The following is a 20570-nucleotide window of genomic DNA, read 5'->3' on the forward strand; positions in this document are numbered from 1 at the left end:
CTCGGGACACGATCAGAGCACCTGAACGAAATCGCGGATTTGCTCACTACTCGGCCACGGTAAACGCTGGGACGGAAATTCCCTGTAAAGGTGCTGATGAAGCATTTACTGCTGCTGGCGGCAAATCGGCTGAACACAGTTAACTGACTGTTGCACTTGGAACATGAGGCCGGCAATGGATTGTCGGATGGTATCAGTTTAGTAGGATTTCATTACAGGCTATCCGGATCCCCAAAAAACATCTGCAACCGCGCCCGCAGCCAGCGTTCGCTGGGGTCGTTGTCCTGGGCGCCGCGCCAGGCCATGTGCAGCTCGAAGGTCTGGATGTCCAGCGGCAGGTCTTCGGCGCGCAGGCCGCCGGCGGCGGTGAGGGCGTCGGCGGTGTAGTCCGGCACGATGGCAATGATATCGGTGCCGGCCAGCAGGGTGCCCAGGCCGTTGAACTGGGGCACAGCCAGCACCACATGGCGCTTGCGCCCCAGTTTTTCCAGGGTGGTGTCGATAAAGCCGCTCAGGTCGCCGGCGTAGGACACCAGCGCGTGTGGCCGCTCGCAGAAGTCGTCCAGGCTCATGGCCCCAGGCATGCTGTCGGCCCTCAACAGCCTGGGCCGGCTGCGGCGCAAGACCTTGCGCTTGGCATTGGCAGGCAGTTCGCTGGTATAGCTAACCCCTACGGAGATTTCCCCGGAGGCCAGCAGCGCCGGGATCAGAATGTAATTGACCCGCCGTATTACTAGCACGATACCCGGTGCTTCGGCGCGCAGCCGTTTGAGCAGTTGCGGCAGCAAGGCGAACTCGACGTCATCGGACAGGCCGATACGGAACACGGCTGTGCTGGTGGCCGGGTCGAAGTCGGCCGCCCGGCTCACGGCGGTGGAGATGGAGTCCAGGGCAGGCGAGAGCAGGGCGAAAATTTCGGTGGCCCGGGCCGTCGGCTCCATGCTGCGGCCTGTACGCACAAACAGGGGGTCGTCAAACAGGCTGCGCAGCCGCGAAAGGGCCGCACTGATGGCTGGCTGCCCTAGGAAGAGCTTTTCTGCAGCACGCGTGACGCTGCGCTCGTGCATCAAGGTTTCGAAAACAATCAGCAGGTTCAGGTCGACACGGCGAAGGTCATTGCGATTCATCTGCATCGCTCTGGCAGGTTATGGGGCGGTGGAATAGTACGGGGATTGATTCCCAAGGTGCACGGGATTTATTAATCCTGCGTTATACCCATTGAATCGGGGATCAATATTGGGCATGTTGACTATCAATGTCCCCCGGTAGCGATGCGGGTAAAGCCCGGATAACCTACGTGGTAATAGAAGTGATCAGACGAGGTTCGTCATGTCCCGCACAATCCGTTTTCACAAGTTCGGCCCTGCCGAAGTGCTCAAGTGCGAAGCGCTAGAGACGCGGCTGCCCGGACCTGGCGAAGTGCAGGTGCGAGTTTCAGCCATCGGTATCTCCTGGTTCGACGTGCTCTGGCGGCAGAACCTGGCACCCTCGCAGGCCCGTTTGCCGGCAGGCATCGGCCAGGAAATGGCGGGCGTTGTAACCGCAATAGGCGAGGGCGTAGAGGGTTTCAAGCCAGGTGATCGTGTTGCCAGTTTCCCCGCGACCAGCGCCAATGAATACCCAGCTTGCGGCGAGTGCGTGCTCATGCCCGCTGCAGCCCTTACGCGCTACCCCGAGCTGCTCACACCCGCCCAGGCGGCTGTTCATTACACGCCGTTGCTTGTGGCCTGGTTTGCCTATGTCAAGCTGGCACGCACACAGCCTGGGCAAACGGCGCTGATCACCGATGCCAGCCATTGCTCAGGCCCTGCCTTTGTGCAGTTGGGCAATGCGCTGGGGGTGAAGGTGATTGCGGCGACCCGCAATGAGGCCCAGCGCGAACCGTTGCTGGCCCTGGGTGCGCACAAGGTGATTGTGACGGATGAGCAGGACCTGCTCATGCAGATCAACAAATACACTGATGGCAAAGGTGTGAACATGGTCTTTGACGGCCTGGGCGGCCCGCAGATGTCCATGATGGGGGATGTGCTGGCCCCACGCGGGAGCCTGATCCTCTATGGCTTGCAAGGGGGGAACCAGACCCCATTCCCCGCCTGTGCGGCGTTTCAGAAAAACATTCAGTTCCACGTGCACTGCCTGGGTAACTTTACTGGCAAGCCGGAGCTGGGCATTGCCCAGGATAGTGAGGCGGTCAGCCAGGCACTGATGCAGATCAACCAGTTGACGGCTGACCGGGTATTGTCGCCCCAGGCCATCCGAGTCTTCCCCTTCGAGCAGTTTGTGCAGGCTCATCGCTATATGGATGACTGCCCCTGTAGTGGGCGGGCTGTGCTGGAAATCAGCGCACAGTAGCGGCTTTGCGCTCTTTGGCTCCGAGGCCCCGCATGCCCTGGAACGGTTAACCTTTTCAGGGCATTCCTACAGGTTCTCAGGAATTTCCCTTCGCTAAACTGCCTCTGTTGCAGGCTGCCTGCCCACGCCCTCAGGGCTATCCTTCGCTGCGCCAAATGACCGCCCTGACCTGGGCGGCTTGCGAGGGAGGAACCCATGACCGAAATGCATAAGCAAGCCCTGGAAAGCATCTATCGGCAGGTATTGCAACGCCTGGTCAATGCGCAGGGTGAGGGGCAGCGCCTGGCCATGCTGCGGCTGGCAGAGCATATCAGCCACCGTTTCCCTGAATTGGCCAAGGCTCGCCTGGTGGTGCTGTGCTCAGGTGAGCGCGATGGCTTGCTGGCACTGGCGTTGCTGCGGGGCGTGCAGTTGCTGCTGGCCGAGGCGCGGAACCAGACCTTTAGGCTGAAGGTGGTGATTCCCGCCTTGCCAGGGTCAACACCTGTAGACGATGGCAATATCGAGCGGGTGATGGCGACCCTGTTTTTGCTAGAAGACCCGCGTGTAGACGTATTAGGTGTCAGCGATACGGGGCTTTTCCCCTACGAACGCATGATGGTCAGTCAAGGCCGAGGCCGGCAGGGGTTTGCCGTGCTGCCCATCACTCTGGGAGGCGCTCCCTACGCCTCCTCACAGCCCCGTGACGTTTGCCTGCTCGCTTCAGCCCACTGGCTGTGGAGTGCTTTGGAGAAAGGCGCGCCAGGGGACCTATGGGTTACCCCTCAGCCAAAGCGTTTTCTATTGCGTCAGGGCCTGCACGCGCGGCGCCTGCTAAGGTCGGCGGGCGCGCTTGGCATTCATGAGCGTGTGCCATGCCCCACCTGGTTGCCGCGCCTGGCTGGGCTCTACAAGGGGCGGGCTTCTGGCGGGCGGCTGTCCGTTAATGTGCCCATGCCTTTATCGGTGCATGAGTTCCTACCCCCTACGCACAAGCGGCGCTGGCAGTTGGCCACGGAATGCCTAGGCATGCACCTTGACCCGTTCTCGGTGCGGCATGGGCTCATGGGCTGCGAAGACGCCTTGCTCGGCGCGCACCTTACCGCACTAAGTGCCTGTTACTACCAGGGTGACCACTATGCCGCCGGGCTTGACGTCTGGTTGAGGCCCCGGCTCGAGCAGCTTCGCCGCGAGGGCGTGCCCGCTAGAAAACTGGTTGCCCTGCGTACGGCTTGCCTGGGTGAGCGCGCCGTGGCCAACCAGGAATCCCGTTTGCGGCGCCATGTGGAAGAGCGATACGGCATGAGCGAGGAGCAATTGTGCTGCGTGCTTTTCCAGCCTTTTTCAGGGGCAGGCACCTACCTGAAACTGTTCCTGGAACGTTGCCATCCTGATCAGGCGTTGCGCGAAGGCGCACTGCGCCAGGCATTGGAGGGGCATGCGGTTGCCGCAGAAGACGTGCGCTGGTTACAGCGTATTTCAGGGTTGGCCCTTTCTGCGCTGCGGCGGTTGTATGCCCAGCCAGCCCGTACCCCTTGGGCCGCACAGGCTGGCCTGCCTGCGCTATGCAGTTGTAAGGCACATGCCGCTATCTGCCAACCTTCGACAGTGCTGCTGGCTAAAGCCCGGCAGCCGTCAAAAGCCCCGGCGTGCTTTAGCCAATAAAAAAGGGCTAGCCAATATCAGGGGGGTGGAGTACAAATGTACTCCATGAAAATCACGACCCTGACACCTCGTCGTCGCGCCATTCTGGCCTTTATCCGTGAGCGCATCGCGCTACAAGGCCAACCTCCAAGCCTGGCTGAAATCAGTCAGGCCTTTGGGTTTGCCTCACGCAGTGTGGCGCGCAAGCACATACAGGCACTGGCCGAAGCCGGGCATATCGAAGTCCAGGCCCACCAGGCACGTGGCATCCGGCTGATAAGCAAGGCCGGCCAGGCCGAGCTGGTGCAGGTGCCGCTGGTAGGCCGGGTTGCGGCAGGCCGGCCTATCGATCCTGATGCCGGCTTGCATGATTACCTTGCCTTGGACGTGCGGCTCTTTTCCCGCGTACCTGACTACCTGTTGGAGGTACACGGGGACTCGATGGTAGAGGACGGTATCCTGGACGGCGACCTGGTGGGCGTGCAGCGCTTGGCCGAGGCTCGAAACGGGCAGATCGTTGTGGCGAGGCTGGAGGGTGAAGTCACCATTAAACGCTTTGAGCAGCATGCCCAGGGCATCCGCTTATTGCCCCGCAACCCTGCCTATCAGCCTATTGTGGTAGGCCTGGATCGGGACTTCGTGATCGAAGGTATCTTCTGTGGGTTGGTCCGGCGGTGAGCAACACGGTTGTCAGCCTGGAGGGGCTGCTCGATAGCCGCCGTGTGTGGAAAGGGCGGTATGCCTCCGGCGAGACAACCCGTTGCCCTGCACAACCTACGGGGCATGCTCAACTGGACGATGCCTTGCCCCTGGGGGGCTGGCCCGCCAATGCCTTGAGCGAAATCCTGATACCCGCTACCGGAAGCGGTGAACTGCATCTGCTATGGCCCACACTGGCCCGGCTCACTGCTGCCGGTGAGCGGGTCGTGCTGGTTTCGCCGCCTTTCGTGCCTTACCCTCAAGCCTGGCTGGCTGCTGGGGTGAACCTGCAAAGCATTACATTGGTACGGGCGCAGGGCAAAGAGGCCCTGTGGGCGGCCGAGCAATGCCTGCGCTCGGGTAGCTGCGCGGCTGTGGTGTGCTGGGCTGGGCAAGCCGATGAACGGGCGCTTCGGCGCCTTCAGGTTGCGGCTGAAACAGGCCAGGCGCTGGGCTTTGTATTGCGTGGCAGCCAGGCGACCGCCAACCCATCGCCAGCGGCCCTGCGCATTGCGATCACACTGTCGCCTGCACGTTGGACGGTCCTCAAATGCCGAGGTGGCTTGCCCCCAGCGCACTCACTCGCCTGGTCGAGCTGCGGTTGAAATGGCCGTGCTTTGGGCCTGTATCCTGTTCCCCCAGCTGGCGCTGGACGTCGCGCTGCGGGACCGGCCCGATCCCACGCTGCCCTTGGCGCTCGCCAGTGGCCCCGCACAGCGGCGGGTGCTGCAGGCTGTAAATGAAGCGGCCCGGGCGCTGGGGTTGCGCCCGGGCCAAAGCCTGAGTGCAGCACAGGCCTTGACCCATGATTTCCAGCTTATGGACTACAACTTGGCCCACGTGGAGCAAGCCATGCAATTGCTGGCTGCGTGGGGCTATGGCTTCAGTTCCCAGGTTAGCTTGCATTACCCCCGCGCCTTAGTGATCGAGGTCGGCTCCGGGATGGGGCTTTTTGGGCCATGGCCGGCGTTCGAGGCGCGCTGGCGACACGAACTGGACGCCATGGGGTTCACGCACCGCATCACCCTGGCCCCCAACCCCGTAGCCGCGCGCATGCTGGCCAACCTGCAAGACGGCGCGGCCATTACCTCACTCAGCCAATTACAGGCGGTGTTGGCGGGCATGCCCGTAGACCGTATCGGCTTGGCCAAGGCTCATAGCACCTCCTTGATGCGCATGGGCCTTCGCCGGCTGGGGCAATTGCTTGCACTTGAACGTTCGGCCCTGGCTCGCAGGTTTCCACCTCAGGTCGGGCTCCAGCTGGACCAGATTCAGGGACTGCGCCCGCTGGCCCTTGAGTACTTCACGTTACCTGAACGGTTCGATAGCCGTGTCGAGCTCAATTTCGATGTGGAATCCACACAGGCCTTATTGTTTCCGCTGCGGCGCCTGATTGGTGATCTGGGGGTGTACCTGGCCGCGAGGGATGGGGGCGTTCAGCGATTCGTGGTGCACCTTGAACATGCCGAGGGCAGCGACACGGCAGTGCCCGTAGGGCTGCTGTCGCCAGAGCGTAACCCTGGCCTGCTGTTCGAGCTGGCTCGCGGGCGCCTGGAGCCTGTGCAGGTAACCCGCCCCGTGCGCAGTATGCGCTTGCTGGCCTTGGAGCTGCCGGCGTATGTGCCCAAGGTTCAGGGGCTGTTCGACACACGGTCAGCCGCAGCGCAGAATTGGGAACACGTACGCGAGCGTTTGCGCACACGGCTAGGCGACGACGCAGTGGGTAGCCTGCGCGCCCACGCCGACCACCGGCCCGAGCATGCGTGGTCGGTTGAAGACTATGCCACGGTCGCTACGCTCGACCCGGCGGCGCCTTTGCGCCCTGGCTGGTTGCTGTCCTCGGCAGAGCCGTTGCCCGACACCCGCTGGGAGTGGGTAGCAGGCCCGGAGCGAATAGAAAGCGGCTGGTGGGATGGTGAAGATGTACGCCGCGACTATTATCGCCTACGGCTGGCGTGTGGGCGGCAGGCCTGGGCCTACAGAACACTGGGTGAGGACACCTGGTGGCTGCAAGGGTGGTTTGGATGACCCGCTATGCCGAGCTGCATTGCCTGTCGAACTTCAGCTTTCAGCGCGGTGCATCCTCGGCCCTTGAGCTGTTCACCCGTGCCAAGCAGTTGGGCTACTCGGCCTTGGCCATTACCGATGAGTGCACCCTGGCCGGGGTTGTCCGTGCCTGGCAGGCTGCGCAGGCCTGCCAGTTACCCTTGATCGTAGGCAGCGAGTTCGTACTGGATAACGGTGCCCGCGTGGTGTTGCTGGTACGAACGATGGCCGGTTACCAAACGCTGTGTCACTTGATCACCCTGGCCAGGCGGCGCGCGGAAAAAGGCACCTATCAGGCCCTGGCTGCCGATTACCACGGTGTGGACTTGACCGGGCTACTGGCGCTCTGGTTGCCGTCTTCAGCGCCGCAGGTCAGCCATGGCCAATGGCTGAAGGTGCTATTTGGCGACCGCCTGTGGCTGGCTGTGGAACTTCACCGCGGCGTAAACGATGCTCAACGCCTGGCCGCCCTGCAACGCTTGGGTCATGAGCTAGGTGTTCGTTGCGTGGCCAGTGGGGATGTACACATGCATGCGCGGGGCCGCCGGGCCTTGCAGGACACCCTAACTGCCATCCGCCATCATCTGGAGGTAGCACAGGCGGGTGCGTGGCTGTTCGCCAATGGCGAGCGGCATGTGCGCAGCCTGTCGCAACTGGCCGAACTGTACCCGCCCACATTGCTCGAAGAAACCCTGCGTGTTGCCCGGCAGTGCACGTTCAGCCTCGATCAGTTGCGCTATCACTACCCTCACGAAGTGGTGCCGGCCGGGCACACCCCGGACGGCTGGCTACGTGAACTGACCCAACGCGGTATGGCCACACGCTGGCCGTCCGGTGCGCCCGCTGCTGTGCGGGAGAGCATCGAACGAGAGCTGTCCATCATCGCCGACCTGGCCTACGCGTCCTACTTTCTGACCGTGCACGACATCGTGGATTTTGCCAGGCGCAAGGGCATTCTGTGCCAGGGCAGGGGGTCGGCGGCCAATTCCGCCGTCTGTTTTGCGCTGGGCATTACGGCCATCGACCCTGCGCACACCCAGCTGCTGTTCGAGCGTTTCATTTCGCGCGAGCGCAATGAACCCCCCGACATCGACGTGGACTTTGAACACGACCGGCGAGAAGAAGTCATCCAGTATGTGTTCAGCCGCTATGGCCGTGACCGTGCAGCGCTCACCGCCATCGCTAGCACCTACCGTGCGGCCGGTGCCCTGCGTGATGTAGCCAAGGCCCTCGGGCTGCCCCCTGACCAGATCAGTGCCTTGGCCGAGTGTGCCGGGCGCCATAGCGACACGCTGCCATCGCCTGAACGCTTGGTCGAAGCCGGGTTTGACCCAGAGAGCCCGATCCTGCGCAGGGTGCTGGTGCTCACCGGAGAGTTGATCGGTTTTCCCCGCCATCTGTCTCAGCACCCTGGCGGCTTCGTGATTTCCGAGCACCCGCTGCATACGCTGGTGCCCGTGGAAAACGCCGCCATGGAAGGCCGCACAGTGATCCAGTGGGACAAGGACGACCTGGACCAGGTCGGGCTGCTCAAGGTGGACTTGCTTGCCCTGGGCATGCTCAGTGCCCTGCGTCGGTGTTTCGACTTGGTCAAAGGTTACCGAGGTCAGCACTATACGTTGGCAACGCTCCCCAAGGGCTGCCCTGCCACTTACGAGATGATTGGCCGTGCCGACACCGTGGGCGTATTCCAGATCGAGTCACGTGCGCAAATGGCCATGTTGCCGCGCCTCAAGCCGCAGAATTTTTACGACTTGGTGATTGAGGTGGCCATCGTGCGCCCTGGCCCTATCCAAGGGGACATGGTGCATCCCTACCTGCGCCGGCGTAACCGCGAAGAAGCTGTGGATTATCCTTCTCCAGCCCTGGAGGCCGTGCTCAAGCGCACTTTGGGCGTGCCGCTGTTTCAGGAGCAGGTGATGCAGCTCGCCATTGTGGCAGCGGACTATACCCCGGGCGAAGCTGACCAGCTGCGCCGTGCCATGGCGGCTTGGAAGCGCCATGGCGGAATGGGCGCTCACCAGGTGAGGCTGCGCGAGGGCATGCTGCGCAATGGCTATACAGAGGCCTTCGCCCAACGCGTTTTTGAACAGATCAAAGGCTTTGGCAGTTATGGGTTTCCCGAGTCCCACGCAGCAAGCTTCGCTTTGCTCACCTATGCCAGCAGCTGGTTGAAGTGCCATGAGCCTGCAGCGTTCGCCTGTGCCTTGGTGAATAGCTGGCCCATGGGGTTCTACAGCCCTGACCAGGTGTTCCAGGATGCCCGCCGTCACGGGGTTCAGGTGTACCCTGTGGATGTGCGCTATAGCGAATGGGACTGTACGTTGGAAGCGGGCAGTGTGGCTCAGCCTGCCATTCGCATGGGGTTAAGGATGATCCGGGGCTTCCAGGCAAGCGCGGCCTTGCGCATGAGCCAGGCACGGGCCTGTGCACCGTTCAGCAGCCTTCAGGACCTGGCCACCCGGGCCGGCCTGTGCCAACGCAGCTGTGAACAACTGGCCGATGCAGGTGCCTTGCAAGGGCTGGCCGGTCACCGCCACCGCGCACGCTGGGACGTGGCCAGTGTCGAACAGCAACTGCCACTGTTCGCAGCAATAGCCCCGTTGCCAGAGCCCGATGTCCTGCTGCCAGTGCCCACCGTAGGCGAGGACCTGCTGGCTGATTACGCAGCCATGGGCACTACCCTTGGCAGCCATCCCCTGGCATTGCTGCGCGCATCATTGAGGCCCTGGCGGTGCCGTAGCTCACGGGAACTCGGCACACTGGCCCACGGCCGCTCCGTTAGCGTGACGGGTTTGGTGACCAGCCGGCAGCGTCCCGGTACAGCCAGCGGGGTCACGTTCGTAACGCTTGAGGACGAATTCGGCATGGTCAACGTGATCGTCTGGCGTGACCTGGCCGAGCGCCAGCGCAAGGCACTGGTCGGCGCCCGGTTGCTACAGGTGCAAGGCCGGTTTGAGCGCCAGGGAGAGGTCTGCCACCTGGTGGCACGCAACTTGATAGACATGACCCGTTTGTTGTCTGGCTTGGAGGTGCGGAGCCGGGACTTTCATTAAGGCCCAAGGCGTGTGGTGAAGGCATGGTACGCAACGGACCTCCCATTGCGTTGTCACACCCTCCTGGCTAATACGGGGAGCACTGCGTGTGGACATCAAAGGCGTGATTTTCGATTCGGACGGCACACTGGTAGACAGCGAACGCATCGCTGCCCGGTTATTGTGGGAAATGCTGGTCAGCCGGGGCATCGACCTGCCTGAACACGACGTGCTAGACCGCTTCCGGGGGGTGCAGTTTGCGGTATTCGCGGCCCGCCTGGCCGAGGAATATCCTGGCTTTGAGGCTGAGCCCTTCATGCGCCAATTTCGTGTAGATAGCCTGGTCCGCTTTGCCCAAGGCATGGCGCCCATGCCTGGGGCGCTGGACTTCGTGCGCAACCTGCACCTGCCCAAGTGCGTGGCCTCCAATGGCCCGCGTGTCAAAATCGAAACCTGCCTGGGCGCAGCTAGCCTGCTTGAGTACTTCCAGGGCAGCATCGTGAGCGCCTACGAGGTTCAGGCCTGGAAGCCCGCACCGGAGCTTATTGTGGAAGCTGCCAAGGTACTGCAGCTACCACCCCACCAATGCCTGCTTGTGGAAGACAGCCACGCCGGCGTGGAAGCAGGGCTGGCAGCTGGGGTGTGGGTGGCCGGGTACGGCGAAGAAGATTTCAGTCCCTACCTGAACGACGCTCGGTTTACACGTACTCCCACCTACCAGGACGTTGCCAGACTGCTCAGTGCCTAATCTACTGCTTTGCTATTGCGCCGCTCATAGTGATCCAGCAGAGGCTGGGTGCTCACACCATGCAATACGATGCTTAAGGCGACTACGGTTAGTGTGAGGCTGGCGCAGGTCCGCGCCACCTCATCACTTAGCCCGTGCTGCAGCGCAAAGCACAGGTAATAGATGGAGCCGATGCCGCGGATGCCGAACCAGCCCAGCAAGGCGCTTTGGTGCCCGCTCAGCAATGCCCGGCTCCCGCCCAGCGCCCATACGGCCAAAGGACGGATGATCACAAACAGTACCAGGCCCAGCCCTACGCCACGCCAATCCCAGTAACCCCACAGCAGGGCGCCTAGCAAGGTGATAAGCATCACTTCCATGGAACGTTCGATCAGGCTGCCAAAGGCCATGATGTCGCTCATCATCACGCCTGCCGCGACTTGAGGAGGGGCCAGCTCGTCCACTGAACCGGCAAGGGCGTGTTCGGGGGGCAGTTCATGGTGCCCCGTAATGGTGTGGGTCAGGTGCTCGGAAGGTACGTCCGAACCGGTGGATTGCGCCTCGGCCTGACGAAGCCCCAAGCCCGCGGCAAACACTGCAAGGAAACCAAAAGCACCCAGGTACCAGGCAATGGAGTAAGCCAAGGCAATCAAGGCCAGTGCTAGGAAGTCATTGGGGGACAATGTGCTGTCCTGGTGGCGGACACGTAGGAAAATCATCAGTTGGCCCACCAGCCGGCCTAACCCGTAACCAATGAGCAGGCCGCCTGCGACGCCCCAGATCACGTCCTTGAGCACCCAGTGGGTCAGCCAGCCGCCCTCGAAGCCTCCATGGCCAATCATTAGCAGGCCGAAGAGCACAAAGGGAAACGCGGTACCGTCGTTGAGGCCGGCCTCGCCAGACAGGCCAAATCGAACACGGTCGAAGTCCTGTGCGTTGTTCACCTGCACCATATTGGCTAATACCGGGTCCGTAGGCGCCAGCATGGCCCCGATCAGCATGGACACGCCCCAGTCCAGCCCAAGCGCGAAGTGGGCCACCACCGCTACACCGATGATCGAGGCAACCATCACCGGCCCGGCCAGCAGGTACGCACATCGCCAAGCACTTCGCCCGAACGTGAGGCGCAATTTGATGCCTGTGCCAAACAGCGAAAACAGTACGGCACCTTCGGTCAGCCGCTCCAGCCAGTGGGTAGACTCACGAATATCCAGGTTGACGATACCCAGCCCCACAGGGCCAATACCTAGCCCAACTAGCAGGCACACAGCACTGGTGGTGACCGGCAGCCAGCGCAGGTAGGCCGAAGCCAGGGCCAGCAAGAGCAGCACCGCCCCTAATATGGCAATTGCAGTGATAAAACTCATCAGTACTCATTCAAAACGGGATGTGGTTTTGTGACTGCTCAATGCCGGGTTAGTTGGGCCGGATGTTGGCCCTTGCCTTAAATGAGCCTGGGCGGCCAGCAGCGCGCGCCCAGCAGCGCCCGCTTATTCCACGGGTACATGCACTACTACTATATGTGGCCGGATGGCACGGTATAGAATTCACCTACCTCACACCGGCGGGCAGGCGCTCAGGCCGGACCGGAACAGCAGCACATTACTTACAGGCAGGTTGATATTGGAACAGCTAAAACGCCTTGCGACTGGAATAGCAGGCCTCGACGCCTTGCTCAAGGGAGGGCTGGTCGCTGGGGCCTCCTATATCGTGCAGGGGCGTCCAGGGTCGGGCAAAACTATCCTGGCCAACCAACTCAGCTTCAACCACGCTAGAAACGGCGGCAAGGTACTGGTTGCCACTTTATTGTCCGAGTCTCACGAACGACTGTTCCAGTACCTGTCCACGCTCAATTTTTTCGACCGCTCGCTTATTGGTGACCAGATCCAGTTCGTCAGCGCCTTCGACACCCTCGAAAATGAAGGGCTGGAGGAAGTGGTCAAGTTGTTGCGTCGCGAGATTGCCCGGCAAAAGGCAACGGTATTGGTGGTGGATGGCCTGCTCAACGCGCGTACCAAGGCCGAGTCGCAACTCGACACCAAGAAATTCATTGCCGAGCTCCAAGGGCATGCAGCGTTTGCCGGCTGCACCGTGCTGTTCCTCACCAGCTCACGGCTGGATGACGGTAGCCCGGAGCACACCATGGTCGATGGTGTGATCGAAATGGGCGAAGAGCTTCAAGGGGCGCGTTCGGTACGCCGTATACAATTGCGCAAAACCCGAGGCAGCGGGGCCCTGTCAGGGTTGCACGACTGCGAAATCACTGACGACGGGCTGGTGATCTACCCGCGCCTTGAAAGCCTGTACAGCATACCGTCCGGCCCTGACCAAGCGGACAGTACGCGTGTGAGCACCGGCGTTCCCAGCCTGGACCAGATCATAGGCGGTGGCTTTGCCCACGCGTCGGCAACCATCGCCATGGGGCCGCCAGGGGTCGGGAAAACGTCCCTGGGTATTCAGTTTCTCGGTCAGGCCACACCCGAGGCGCCCGCCTTGTATTTCGGTTTTTACGAAAGCCCCCAGCGGCTGGCGCTCAAAGCCGCGTCCCTGGGGCTGGATTTCGACGCCATGCAGCGCAGTGGCGCGCTTCACATCCGCTGGCAGCCTACTACCGAAGGGTTGCTCGATGGTCTAGGGCAACGGCTGCTGGCTGAGGTCGAAATCCATGGCATCAAGCGGCTGTTGATCGACAGCCTGGGCGGTATGACCCGCGTGACTACCAACCCGGCACGGTTGAACGATTTTTTCAGCAGCCTTACGTGTGAGTTGCGTTCACGAGGGGTAACGGTGCTGGTCACCTCCGAGATGCAGGGCATCATCGGCCCGGAGATCCGCTCGCCCGTGCCGGACCTGTCCAGTGTGGTAGACAACATCCTGGTGCTGCGCTTCGTTGAATACGCGTCTGAACTTAAGCGAATGATGACCATTCTTAAGGTCAGGGACAGCCTGTACGACCCCTCGTTGTTCGAGGTGGTGATTGGCGCCCAGGGCCTGGCGTTCACGAAGGCCTTCAAACAGGCAGAGGCGGTGCTGACGGGCAGCGCCTCACCGAGAAGTCACTGATGTTGATTGAGCCAATCCGAAAATGACGACAATCCTGATAGTCGACGACGAGTATTTGATCGCCGATATCCTCGGGTTTGCGATGGAGGATGAGGGCTACATGGTCGTCAAGGCGAGCAATGGTCGTAAGGCGCTTGAGGTACTGGACCGTGAGCGCCCTAGCCTGGTGATCACCGACTTCATGATGCCCGTGATGGATGGCCTGGAGTTTGCCCGCGCCGTACGACAGCGCCCTGCTTTCGCCGACTTGCCCGTGTTCCTCATGAGCGGAGCCCAAGGCAGTATTGGCCGAGCCAGCCCCGACTTGTTCAACATCGTGTTCGACAAGCCCTTCGATATCAATAAGGTTATCTTCGAGGTGGTCAAACACATAGGTCGCCCTCCGGACTAGAAACCTCGCGCCGTAAAAAGCGCGTGCTAATACACGCTCCAACTGTACTAAATCGCAATTGCACTAAGAGAGGTATCGCATGCCGCATGACGGCAATCTACTGGGCGCCGTTGTGGTGTTCCTGTTGGCCGCTGTATTGGCGGTCCCGCTGGCCAAAAGGCTTCAATTGGGTGCCGTGCTGGGTTACCTGCTGGCAGGGGTGGCCATAGGCCCCGCTGTACTGGGGTTGGTGGGCAATAGCCAGAGCCTGAATCATTTGTCCGAGCTGGGCGTGGTTTTGCTGCTGTTTATCATTGGCCTGGAGCTGTCGCCAAAGCGCTTGTGGGTCATGCGAAAGGCTGTGTTTGGTGTAGGCCTGGCACAGGTGGTGGTCACTGGTTGTGTGATTGGCGCTGTGGCGCTGTTCGGCTTTTCTTTGCCCCTCAATAGTGCAGTGATTTTGGGCCTTGGCCTTGCGTTGTCATCCACGGCCTTCGGCCTGCAAAGCCTGGCCGAGCGCCATGAGCTGAATGCGCCTCATGGTCGGTTAGCGTTTGCCATTCTCCTGTTCCAAGACATTGCAGCCATCCCCTTGATCGCCCTGGTACCTATCCTGGCGGGCGGCACAGCCAGCCACCAGCCTCCAAGCCTGGAACATGGGTTGCGTGTGCTGGGCAGCATCGCGGTGGTCGTTGTGGGTGGGCGCTACCTGCTGAGGCCCGTGTTCCGCGCCGTCGCCAAGACCGGGTTGCAAGAAGTGTCCACGGCCACTGCGCTGCTGGTGGTGATCGGTACTGCCTGGCTAATGGACCAGGTAGGCGTATCCATGGCTCTGGGCGCCTTCCTGGCCGGGTTGCTGCTGGCCGACTCTGAATACCGGCATGAACTGGAAGCGCAGATCGAGCCCTTCAAAGGCCTGCTCCTGGGGCTGTTCTTTATCAGCGTCGGTATGGGCGCCAACCTTGGGCTGCTGCTGTCCGAGCCGGTCACGGTAGTGGGCCTTACACTGTTGCTGCTGGGGCTGAAACTACCGCTCCTGGCGGCTCTTGGCCGTTATGCTGGCGGCTTGTCGGGCAGTTCGGCATTACGCCTGGGGCTGGTTTTGGCCACGGGCGGTGAGTTTGCCTTCGTTGTATTCAAGCTGGGCCGAGACAGTGGCTTGTTCGATGACCGCCTGCACGACCTGCTGGTGCTTGCCATTACCTTGTCCATGGCAGTTACGCCTTTGCTGCTACTGGCCGCCGGGCGGCTGCTCAAGCGCCCGGAAAAGCCTGTGGAAGTCCCGGACGAATACCGCAATATCGACGCCAATGCGCCACGCGTCGTAATTGCCGGCATGGGGCGAATGGGGCAGATCGTGGCCCGTATACTTCGCGCTCAGAAAATCCCCTTTGTGGCCCTGGATACGTCGGTTGAAAGTATTGAGCTGTCGCGCAGTTTTTCCGGGCTTCCAGTCTTCTATGGCGACCCCTTGCGTGCCGAGATTCTGCGGGCGGCCAAGGTGGACCAGGCGGAATATTTCGTGATTGCCACGGACGACCCGGACACCAATATCAAGACGGCTGAGCTGGTAAAGCGGCTGTACCCACACCTCAAGATCATTGCTCGCGCCCGTAACCGCCAGCATGTTCACAAGCTGACTAATCTGGGGGCGGATTCAGTGCGGGAGACGTTCTATTCCAGCCTGGAAATGAGCCGCCGTACGCTCATTGGCCTGGGCCTGAGCGAAGCCCAGGCACAAACCCGCATCAAGCGCTTCCAGCTTCATGACCAGGCGGTACTCAAGGAACAGCATCGCGTCTACGACGACGATGCGAAGATTATCCAGAGCAACCAGGAAGCACGGGCAGAGCTGGCCAGGCTATTCGAGGCCGACGCCGAGCGTGAAGCGAACGATCCGGCCTAGCAAAAAAAACACGCTGGCGCCGTCAGGCGCCTTTACAAAACCAGTACGCCATAGAGCCCTAGCAAGCCCAGCACTGCACAGGCCAAGGCCAAGGCGAATACCTCCAGGACGGGGGCAGCAGGCACTCCGCTGTTGATGGCCGCTATCCCCTGGTGATAACGCCGCTGTTGACGCGTGCCAATGCCGAGGGCAGCAGCCAACGCCAACCCCACCAGCACGAAGGCAAAGGCACCATGGTGGGGGACCCAGCGCAGGAACAAAAGGCTTGCCCCGACCAGTGACAGCAATGTGCGCCGCCACGCCAGCCAGGTTCGCTCCGGCTGAAGGCCCACATCGGCATGGGGGCGGCTTAGCAGGTTCATGCCGGGTGCAGTGCAATAAAGGCCAGCAGCACGGCGGTGGCTAATACGCCGCCCAGTGACAGCAGGGGCACCATGATCGGCACTGGCAGCGGGTGGCCATGGCGCATAGCCCGCTCCACGTTCAGCCAGCGTACGCCGGCGCTGGCGCTCAGCAACAGGCCTAGCATCAGTAACAGCACAGCCAATGCCTTGCGGGCGTCGGGCGCAAACACTTGGGCTGTGAAGGCTTCCACCGCGATGCCGCCGGCCATGAGCGCCAGGGACGTGCGTATCCAGGCCAGAAACGTGCGTTCGTTGGCCAGGGTAAAACGAGGGTCGGGCTCAGCGCCGCCTTTGAGCAGCTTGTGCCGCAGTGATTCACGGGGTGGTGGAACAGCAGGTGAGGTCATCGTGCGGTCCCGAGGTCGGGTAGGCGGGAAGGGCGCTGCGGCGTAAGTTGCCACGCAGCCGCCCCGGGATCACTTCAGCAGCTTGGCGAAATGCTCGATAGCCAAGGTATAGCCATGGGTGCCCAGGCCCGCGATCACACCCACGGCCACCAGGGACACATATGAATGGTGCCGGAACGCCTCACGCCTGTGCACATTGGAGATGTGCACCTCAATCGTTGGCACCTCTGCCGCAGCCAGGGCATCGTGCAGCGCAATAGAGGTGTGCGTCCAGGCGGCCGGGTTGATCACGATCCCGGCAATCCTGCCGCGGGCCTGGTGTATCCAGTCGATCATCTGGCCTTCATGGTTGGTCTGGGCGAACTCCAGTTCCAGGCCATGGGCCTGTGCGGCTGCACGGCAGTGGGCTTCCACGTCGGCCAGGGTGTCCTTGCCATATACGGTGGGCTCACGGGTGCCGAGCATGTTGAGGTTGGGGCCGTTGAGCACCAGCAGGGTTGTTGCCATCGAATGCGTCTCTCTGCAGCAGCAAGCGGGGCTGCCATGGTAATAGCCCCGCAGGTATGCGCGCTACTGCGTTATGCCTTCACCGGCACAGGCGGCAGGTAGTACTGCGCAAAACGTACATTGTCCACGCCATCTACCAGCTTCTTGAGTTTTTCGTTGAAGGCGCGGCCTACAGCGTATTGACCACCGGAACTGGTGCGGAACTGGGCCGTCAGGGTAATGCCATTGAGGTCCATCTTGTCCACGCCAAATACCTGCAGCGGGCCTTGCAGGTTGGTCTTGAGCAACAGATCATCGGCGATCTGGTCAGCCGCCTGTTGAATCAGAGCCAGCGCCGTGTCCACATCGCTGTCATAGGTCACCTGTACCGAGAAAAAGGCGTTGGCAAACTGGCGGGACTGGTTGGTAACGGCTTTGATCTGGCCAAAGGGCACCGAGTGTACAAACCCCTTGCCGTCCCGTAGCCGCAAGGTACGAATCGTCAGGCTTTCCACGGTGCCAGCATGGCCCGAGTCCAGCACCACCCAATCGCCAATGGCGATGGTGTCTTCAATGAGGATAAACAGCCCGGTTATCACGTCCTGAACCAGTTGCTGCGAGCCAAAACCGATGGCCAGGCCCACCACCCCGGCACCGGCGAGCAACGGTGCCACGTTGATCCCCAGGTTGGCCATGGTGGTGATGGTGCCGATCACCACCAGCACAATCTTGGTGGCGTTGCGCAGCATGGGCAGGATGGTCTTGATGCGTGTGCTGGGCTGGCGAGCCGCACGCTTGCCGATGGCGGGCTTGAGCGCCTGCTGGATGGCCGTATCAATCACGACCCAGACCAGCCAGGTCACCAGCAGAATCAACCCAATGCTGCTCAGCGAGTTGCTGATGGCCCGGCCTACACTGTTACGCGCGGCAAACTCCAACACAGACACGCCCCAGGTACGTGCCAGCAATTCGATGAATGCAATGGCGATCACGATCCGGGACAGGGCATGGCCCAGGCTGCGGAACAGTTCCACGTACGGGCGGCTGTGGTCCGGGTCGGTGGCGGTCTGTGGCTTGAGCACGTGGTGCATCAGGGTACTGACGAAGACAGCGCCCACTAGCAGCACGGTGCTCATCAACGCCCGTTGCAGGGCCTGTTGGCTCTGCTCACCGGCACCGATCAGGTGAATGCCCGATACCAGAATCATCAACAAGATCGGCAAATACCATACCGCTGCAAACACCCGCAGGGTTTCCTGCACAGCCCGATGGTCGCGGCGCTGATGGTAGCTGCGGTTGCGAATCAGGTGGGCCACAGGCCGGCGCATGCGCAGCACCAGTACGGCGAATACCACCGTGGCCACCAGCCCAACTACCACCGCAATACTGCCGGTGAGGTTGCTGCCCAGCTGTCGGGCGATCTGGGGGCTGGTGAGGGCATCACCCAGGGCCGCCAGAAACCCGATCACGAACAAGGGGCGCGGTGCGCTTCGGCGTAACGCATGCACCGCCGTGCGCTTGTGGCCCACGTTGAAGAGGGTAACAGCACACAGGATCATGGTGGTGGAGAACAGGCCACTGCTGGTGGCATAGGCCAGGCACAGCGCCAGGGCGCGGGCGTCAGACGGCGCCAGGTGACGGCTTACCAGCAGTGTGAGGCCGAAACTGAGCAACGCGGGCACGGTAAACCGCAGCAGGTAACCCAGTACGCCTTGCAGGCGCTGGCGCCGGTGGAGAAAGCCACGTTTGCCTACCCGCGACCACATCACCCGCGCAAGGGTGTACAACACAAAGAAGGTCGCGATCCAGGTCAGGCTCAGGATGAGAAAGTCCCGTGTCAGGGACAGCCCCGACACACTGGTCTGGGGGTCGAACAGCCTGCTGGCCTCTGCGGCAGCACGGTCGGTGCGCAGCCGCCAGGTGTCTACCAAGTGATCGTTCAGGTCCAGCTTATCCTGCACATCATCAAGGCTGGAGGTGAGCGTGCCCAGCAAACCGCCTTCTACCAGTACCTCCTTTTCTGCCGGCTGCTGGTCGGCAGCGGGCGCGTCGGCGAAAACAGGGAAGGCGAGCAGGGCGCACAGCAGGGCGGCAAGGAAACGAGGCACAGGGGGAGGGCTCCGAAAAACAGTCCCCTGACAGACCGCCAACAGGGGGGCAAAGTTTCTGGCCCAAGCCTGCCCATGCTTCTAGGCCAGGAGCTCCACCCGCTCAGGCTCGCGCCGCATCAGCAGCGTGCCGTTGCGTATCGACCAGCGTGGCTTCACCTGCCGGCGCACGGCCTCATAATCGTTCTCAGCATCCAGCAGCACCAGGTTGGCTGGCCGGCCGACCTGGATGCCATAACGGTCCCCCAGGGCCAGCGCGCGGGCACTGTTGTCGGTGACCAGATCCAGGCACCGTTGCAGGTCCTCGAACCCCATCATGTGGCCAATGTGCAGGCCCGCGTCCAGCACCCGCAGGATATTGCCGTTGCCCAAGGGATACCAAGGGTCCTGGATAGAATCCTGGCCCAGGCACACGTTCAGCCCTGCACGGTCCAGCTCGGCAATGCGGGTGATACCGCGCCGCTTGGGGAAGGTATCAAAGCGACCTTGCAGGTGGATGCTTTCAGTGGGGCATGAAATGAAACTCAGGCCAGCCAGGCGCAGCAGGCGGAATAGCTTGGAGCAATACGCATTGTCATAGGACCCCATAGCAGTGGTGTGGCTGGCGGTCACCCGGCTGCCCATGCCGCGGGTACGGGTTTCCTCGGCCAGCACTTCCAGGAAGCGTGAATGGGGATCATCGGTTTCATCGCAGTGCACATCCACTAGGCAACCACGGCGCTCGGCCAGGTCCATGAGAAAGCGGATGGAGCTTACGCCTTGTTCGCGCGTGTGTTCGAAGTGAGGAATACCGCCTACCACATCAGCCCCCATATCAATGGCCCGCTCCATCAGCGCGCGGCCATTGGCGAATGAGTCGATGCCCTCTTGGGGGAAGGCCACGATCTGCAGGTCCACCAGGTGCCGGGCTTCTTCACGTACCTCCAGCAGGGCACCCAAGGCGGCCAAGGTAGGGTCGGTCACATCCACATGGGTGCGCACATGCTGAATGCCATGTTCGGCCAGCAGGCGAATGGCCTTATGGGCACGCGCCTTGGTGTCCTCATGGGTAATAGTGGCCTTGCGCTCGCTCCAGCATTCAATCCCTTCGAACAGCGTACCGCTCAGGTTCCAGCGCGGTTGCCCCGCCGTGTGCACGGCATCCAGGTGGATGTGAGGTTCCACCAGGGGGGGGATCAAAAGCAGGCCCTGGGCGTCGAGGTTGCCCGGCTGCAGGCCAACGAGGTCGGCCTGGGGCATGACGTGGGCAATCCGGCCATCAAGGCACTCGACCGTATGCAAACCTTGGGCATGACGCAGGCGGGCATTGATGATGTTCATAGGCGGCGTTTTCCATAGGGAGGCCTATGCAGCATGCAAGCCCCGCCTGGCTTTGACAAGCTACCTGCAGCCACACCAATGAGT

General features: G+C 61.7%; 17 protein-coding genes and 1 pseudogene. 11 read left to right on the forward strand and 7 right to left on the reverse strand.

The genetic code is table 11. The annotated features are described in order from the left end of the window. Positions 1–15: 15 nt before the first annotated feature. Positions 16–147 (forward strand): annotated as a pseudogene (locus ACSAMW_RS02250) (IS30 family transposase); the annotation flags it as partial. A gap of 65 nt (positions 148–212) precedes the next feature. Here the strand turns inward: ACSAMW_RS02250 and ACSAMW_RS02255 are convergent. Next, the gene (locus ACSAMW_RS02255) at positions 213–1127 is read right to left on the reverse strand and encodes a LysR family transcriptional regulator (protein ID WP_500592465.1); all 915 of its coding nucleotides are present in this window, start codon (positions 1125–1127) and stop codon (positions 213–215) included. Between the two features lie 202 nt (positions 1128–1329). Here ACSAMW_RS02255 and ACSAMW_RS02260 point away from each other — a divergent pair, with 202 nt between their 5' ends. From ACSAMW_RS02260 to ACSAMW_RS02290, 7 genes are all read left to right on the forward strand, one after another. Beyond that, the gene (locus tag ACSAMW_RS02260; protein WP_500592466.1) at positions 1330–2352 is read left to right on the forward strand and encodes a zinc-dependent alcohol dehydrogenase family protein; all 1023 of its coding nucleotides are present in this window, start codon (positions 1330–1332) and stop codon (positions 2350–2352) included. A 195-nt stretch (positions 2353–2547) separates the two neighbouring features. Beyond that, complete coding sequence (locus tag ACSAMW_RS02265) at positions 2548–3996, forward strand: hypothetical protein (RefSeq protein ID WP_500592467.1); 1449 nt, start codon at positions 2548–2550, stop codon at positions 3994–3996. A gap of 36 nt (positions 3997–4032) precedes the next feature. Continuing rightward, positions 4033–4653: a transcriptional repressor LexA gene (gene lexA / locus ACSAMW_RS02270; protein ID WP_500592468.1), complete on the forward strand. Its 621-nt coding sequence runs from the start codon at positions 4033–4035 to the stop codon at positions 4651–4653. After that, positions 4650–5279 (forward strand): translesion DNA synthesis-associated protein ImuA, encoded by a 630-nt coding sequence (imuA, locus tag ACSAMW_RS02275; protein WP_500592469.1) that lies wholly within the window; start codon positions 4650–4652, stop codon positions 5277–5279. The genes lexA and imuA overlap by 4 nt, the downstream gene beginning before the upstream one ends. A 7-nt stretch (positions 5280–5286) precedes the next feature. Then, positions 5287–6702: a Y-family DNA polymerase gene (locus ACSAMW_RS02280; protein WP_500593946.1), complete on the forward strand. Its 1416-nt coding sequence runs from the start codon at positions 5287–5289 to the stop codon at positions 6700–6702. Beyond that, positions 6699–9776, forward strand: coding sequence for an error-prone DNA polymerase (locus ACSAMW_RS02285; protein ID WP_500592470.1), 3078 nt, complete (start codon positions 6699–6701; stop codon positions 9774–9776). The genes ACSAMW_RS02280 and ACSAMW_RS02285 overlap by 4 nt, the downstream gene beginning before the upstream one ends. Before the next feature lie 88 nt (positions 9777–9864). Next, entirely contained in the window at positions 9865–10503 is a 639-nt protein-coding gene (locus tag ACSAMW_RS02290) for an HAD family hydrolase (RefSeq protein WP_500592471.1), read from the forward strand. Here ACSAMW_RS02290 and ACSAMW_RS02295 read toward each other — a convergent pair. Further along, positions 10500–11849 carry a cation:proton antiporter gene (locus ACSAMW_RS02295; protein WP_500592472.1) on the reverse strand — a complete coding sequence of 450 codons (1350 nt, stop codon included), beginning with the start codon at positions 11847–11849 and terminating at the stop codon, positions 10500–10502. The genes ACSAMW_RS02290 and ACSAMW_RS02295 overlap by 4 nt on opposite strands. 253 nt (positions 11850–12102) lie before the next feature. Between ACSAMW_RS02295 and ACSAMW_RS02300 the strand changes: the two genes are divergently transcribed. From ACSAMW_RS02300 to ACSAMW_RS02310, 3 genes are all read left to right on the forward strand, one after another. Next, positions 12103–13545, forward strand: a complete 1443-nt coding sequence (locus tag ACSAMW_RS02300) for an ATPase domain-containing protein (RefSeq protein ID WP_500593947.1) — start codon at positions 12103–12105, stop codon at positions 13543–13545. Between the two features lie 22 nt (positions 13546–13567). After that, on the forward strand, positions 13568–13936 hold the full coding sequence (locus ACSAMW_RS02305; RefSeq protein ID WP_500592473.1) for a response regulator: 369 nt from the start codon (positions 13568–13570) through the stop codon (positions 13934–13936). Positions 13937–14015: 79 nt separating this feature from the next. Beyond that, positions 14016–15821 carry a monovalent cation:proton antiporter-2 (CPA2) family protein gene (locus tag ACSAMW_RS02310; protein WP_500592474.1) on the forward strand — a complete coding sequence of 602 codons (1806 nt, stop codon included), beginning with the start codon at positions 14016–14018 and terminating at the stop codon, positions 15819–15821. Between the two features lie 32 nt (positions 15822–15853). On the opposite strand, the gene ACSAMW_RS02315 is transcribed toward ACSAMW_RS02310, so the two are convergent. The 5 genes from ACSAMW_RS02315 to codA form a co-directional block, all read right to left on the reverse strand. Further along, complete coding sequence (locus ACSAMW_RS02315) at positions 15854–16183, reverse strand: DUF202 domain-containing protein (RefSeq protein WP_500592475.1); 330 nt, start codon at positions 16181–16183, stop codon at positions 15854–15856. Next, a complete protein-coding gene (locus tag ACSAMW_RS02320) occupies positions 16180–16572 on the reverse strand; it encodes a YidH family protein (RefSeq protein WP_500592476.1) in 393 nt (130 codons plus the stop codon). The genes ACSAMW_RS02315 and ACSAMW_RS02320 overlap by 4 nt, the downstream gene beginning before the upstream one ends. A gap of 69 nt (positions 16573–16641) precedes the next feature. Then, the gene (gene aroQ, locus ACSAMW_RS02325) at positions 16642–17079 is read right to left on the reverse strand and encodes a type II 3-dehydroquinate dehydratase (RefSeq protein ID WP_500592477.1); all 438 of its coding nucleotides are present in this window, start codon (positions 17077–17079) and stop codon (positions 16642–16644) included. 71 nt (positions 17080–17150) lie between these two features. Continuing rightward, entirely contained in the window at positions 17151–19166 is a 2016-nt protein-coding gene (locus tag ACSAMW_RS02330) for a mechanosensitive ion channel domain-containing protein (RefSeq protein ID WP_500592478.1), read from the reverse strand. A gap of 81 nt (positions 19167–19247) precedes the next feature. After that, positions 19248–20486: a cytosine deaminase gene (codA, locus tag ACSAMW_RS02335; protein ID WP_500592479.1), complete on the reverse strand. Its 1239-nt coding sequence runs from the start codon at positions 20484–20486 to the stop codon at positions 19248–19250. Positions 20487–20570: the final 84 nt, after the last annotated feature.

Source organism: Pseudomonas sp. AB39(2026), from assembly GCF_059831485.1.

Bases quoted from the DNA above. Each gene is read 5' to 3' on its own strand.
- ACSAMW_RS02260 (WP_500592466.1), top strand. From the start codon at position 1,330: ATGTCCCGCACAATCCGTTTTCACAAGTTCGGCCCTGCCGAAGTGCTC.
- ACSAMW_RS02285 (WP_500592470.1), top strand. From the start codon at position 6,699: ATGACCCGCTATGCCGAGCTGCATTGCCTGTCGAACTTCAGCTTTCAG.
- ACSAMW_RS02295 (WP_500592472.1), bottom strand. From the start codon at position 11,849: ATGAGTTTTATCACTGCAATTGCCATATTAGGGGCGGTGCTGCTCTTG.
- ACSAMW_RS02320 (WP_500592476.1), bottom strand. From the start codon at position 16,572: ATGACCTCACCTGCTGTTCCACCACCCCGTGAATCACTGCGGCACAAG.
- aroQ (WP_500592477.1), bottom strand. From the start codon at position 17,079: ATGGCAACAACCCTGCTGGTGCTCAACGGCCCCAACCTCAACATGCTC.
- ACSAMW_RS02315 (WP_500592475.1), bottom strand. From the start codon at position 16,183: ATGAACCTGCTAAGCCGCCCCCATGCCGATGTGGGCCTTCAGCCGGAG.
- codA (WP_500592479.1), bottom strand. From the start codon at position 20,486: ATGAACATCATCAATGCCCGCCTGCGTCATGCCCAAGGTTTGCATACG.
- ACSAMW_RS02310 (WP_500592474.1), top strand. From the start codon at position 14,016: ATGCCGCATGACGGCAATCTACTGGGCGCCGTTGTGGTGTTCCTGTTG.
- ACSAMW_RS02305 (WP_500592473.1), top strand. From the start codon at position 13,568: ATGACGACAATCCTGATAGTCGACGACGAGTATTTGATCGCCGATATC.
- ACSAMW_RS02265 (WP_500592467.1), top strand. From the start codon at position 2,548: ATGACCGAAATGCATAAGCAAGCCCTGGAAAGCATCTATCGGCAGGTA.
- lexA (WP_500592468.1), top strand. From the start codon at position 4,033: ATGTACTCCATGAAAATCACGACCCTGACACCTCGTCGTCGCGCCATT.
- ACSAMW_RS02255 (WP_500592465.1), bottom strand. From the start codon at position 1,127: ATGAATCGCAATGACCTTCGCCGTGTCGACCTGAACCTGCTGATTGTT.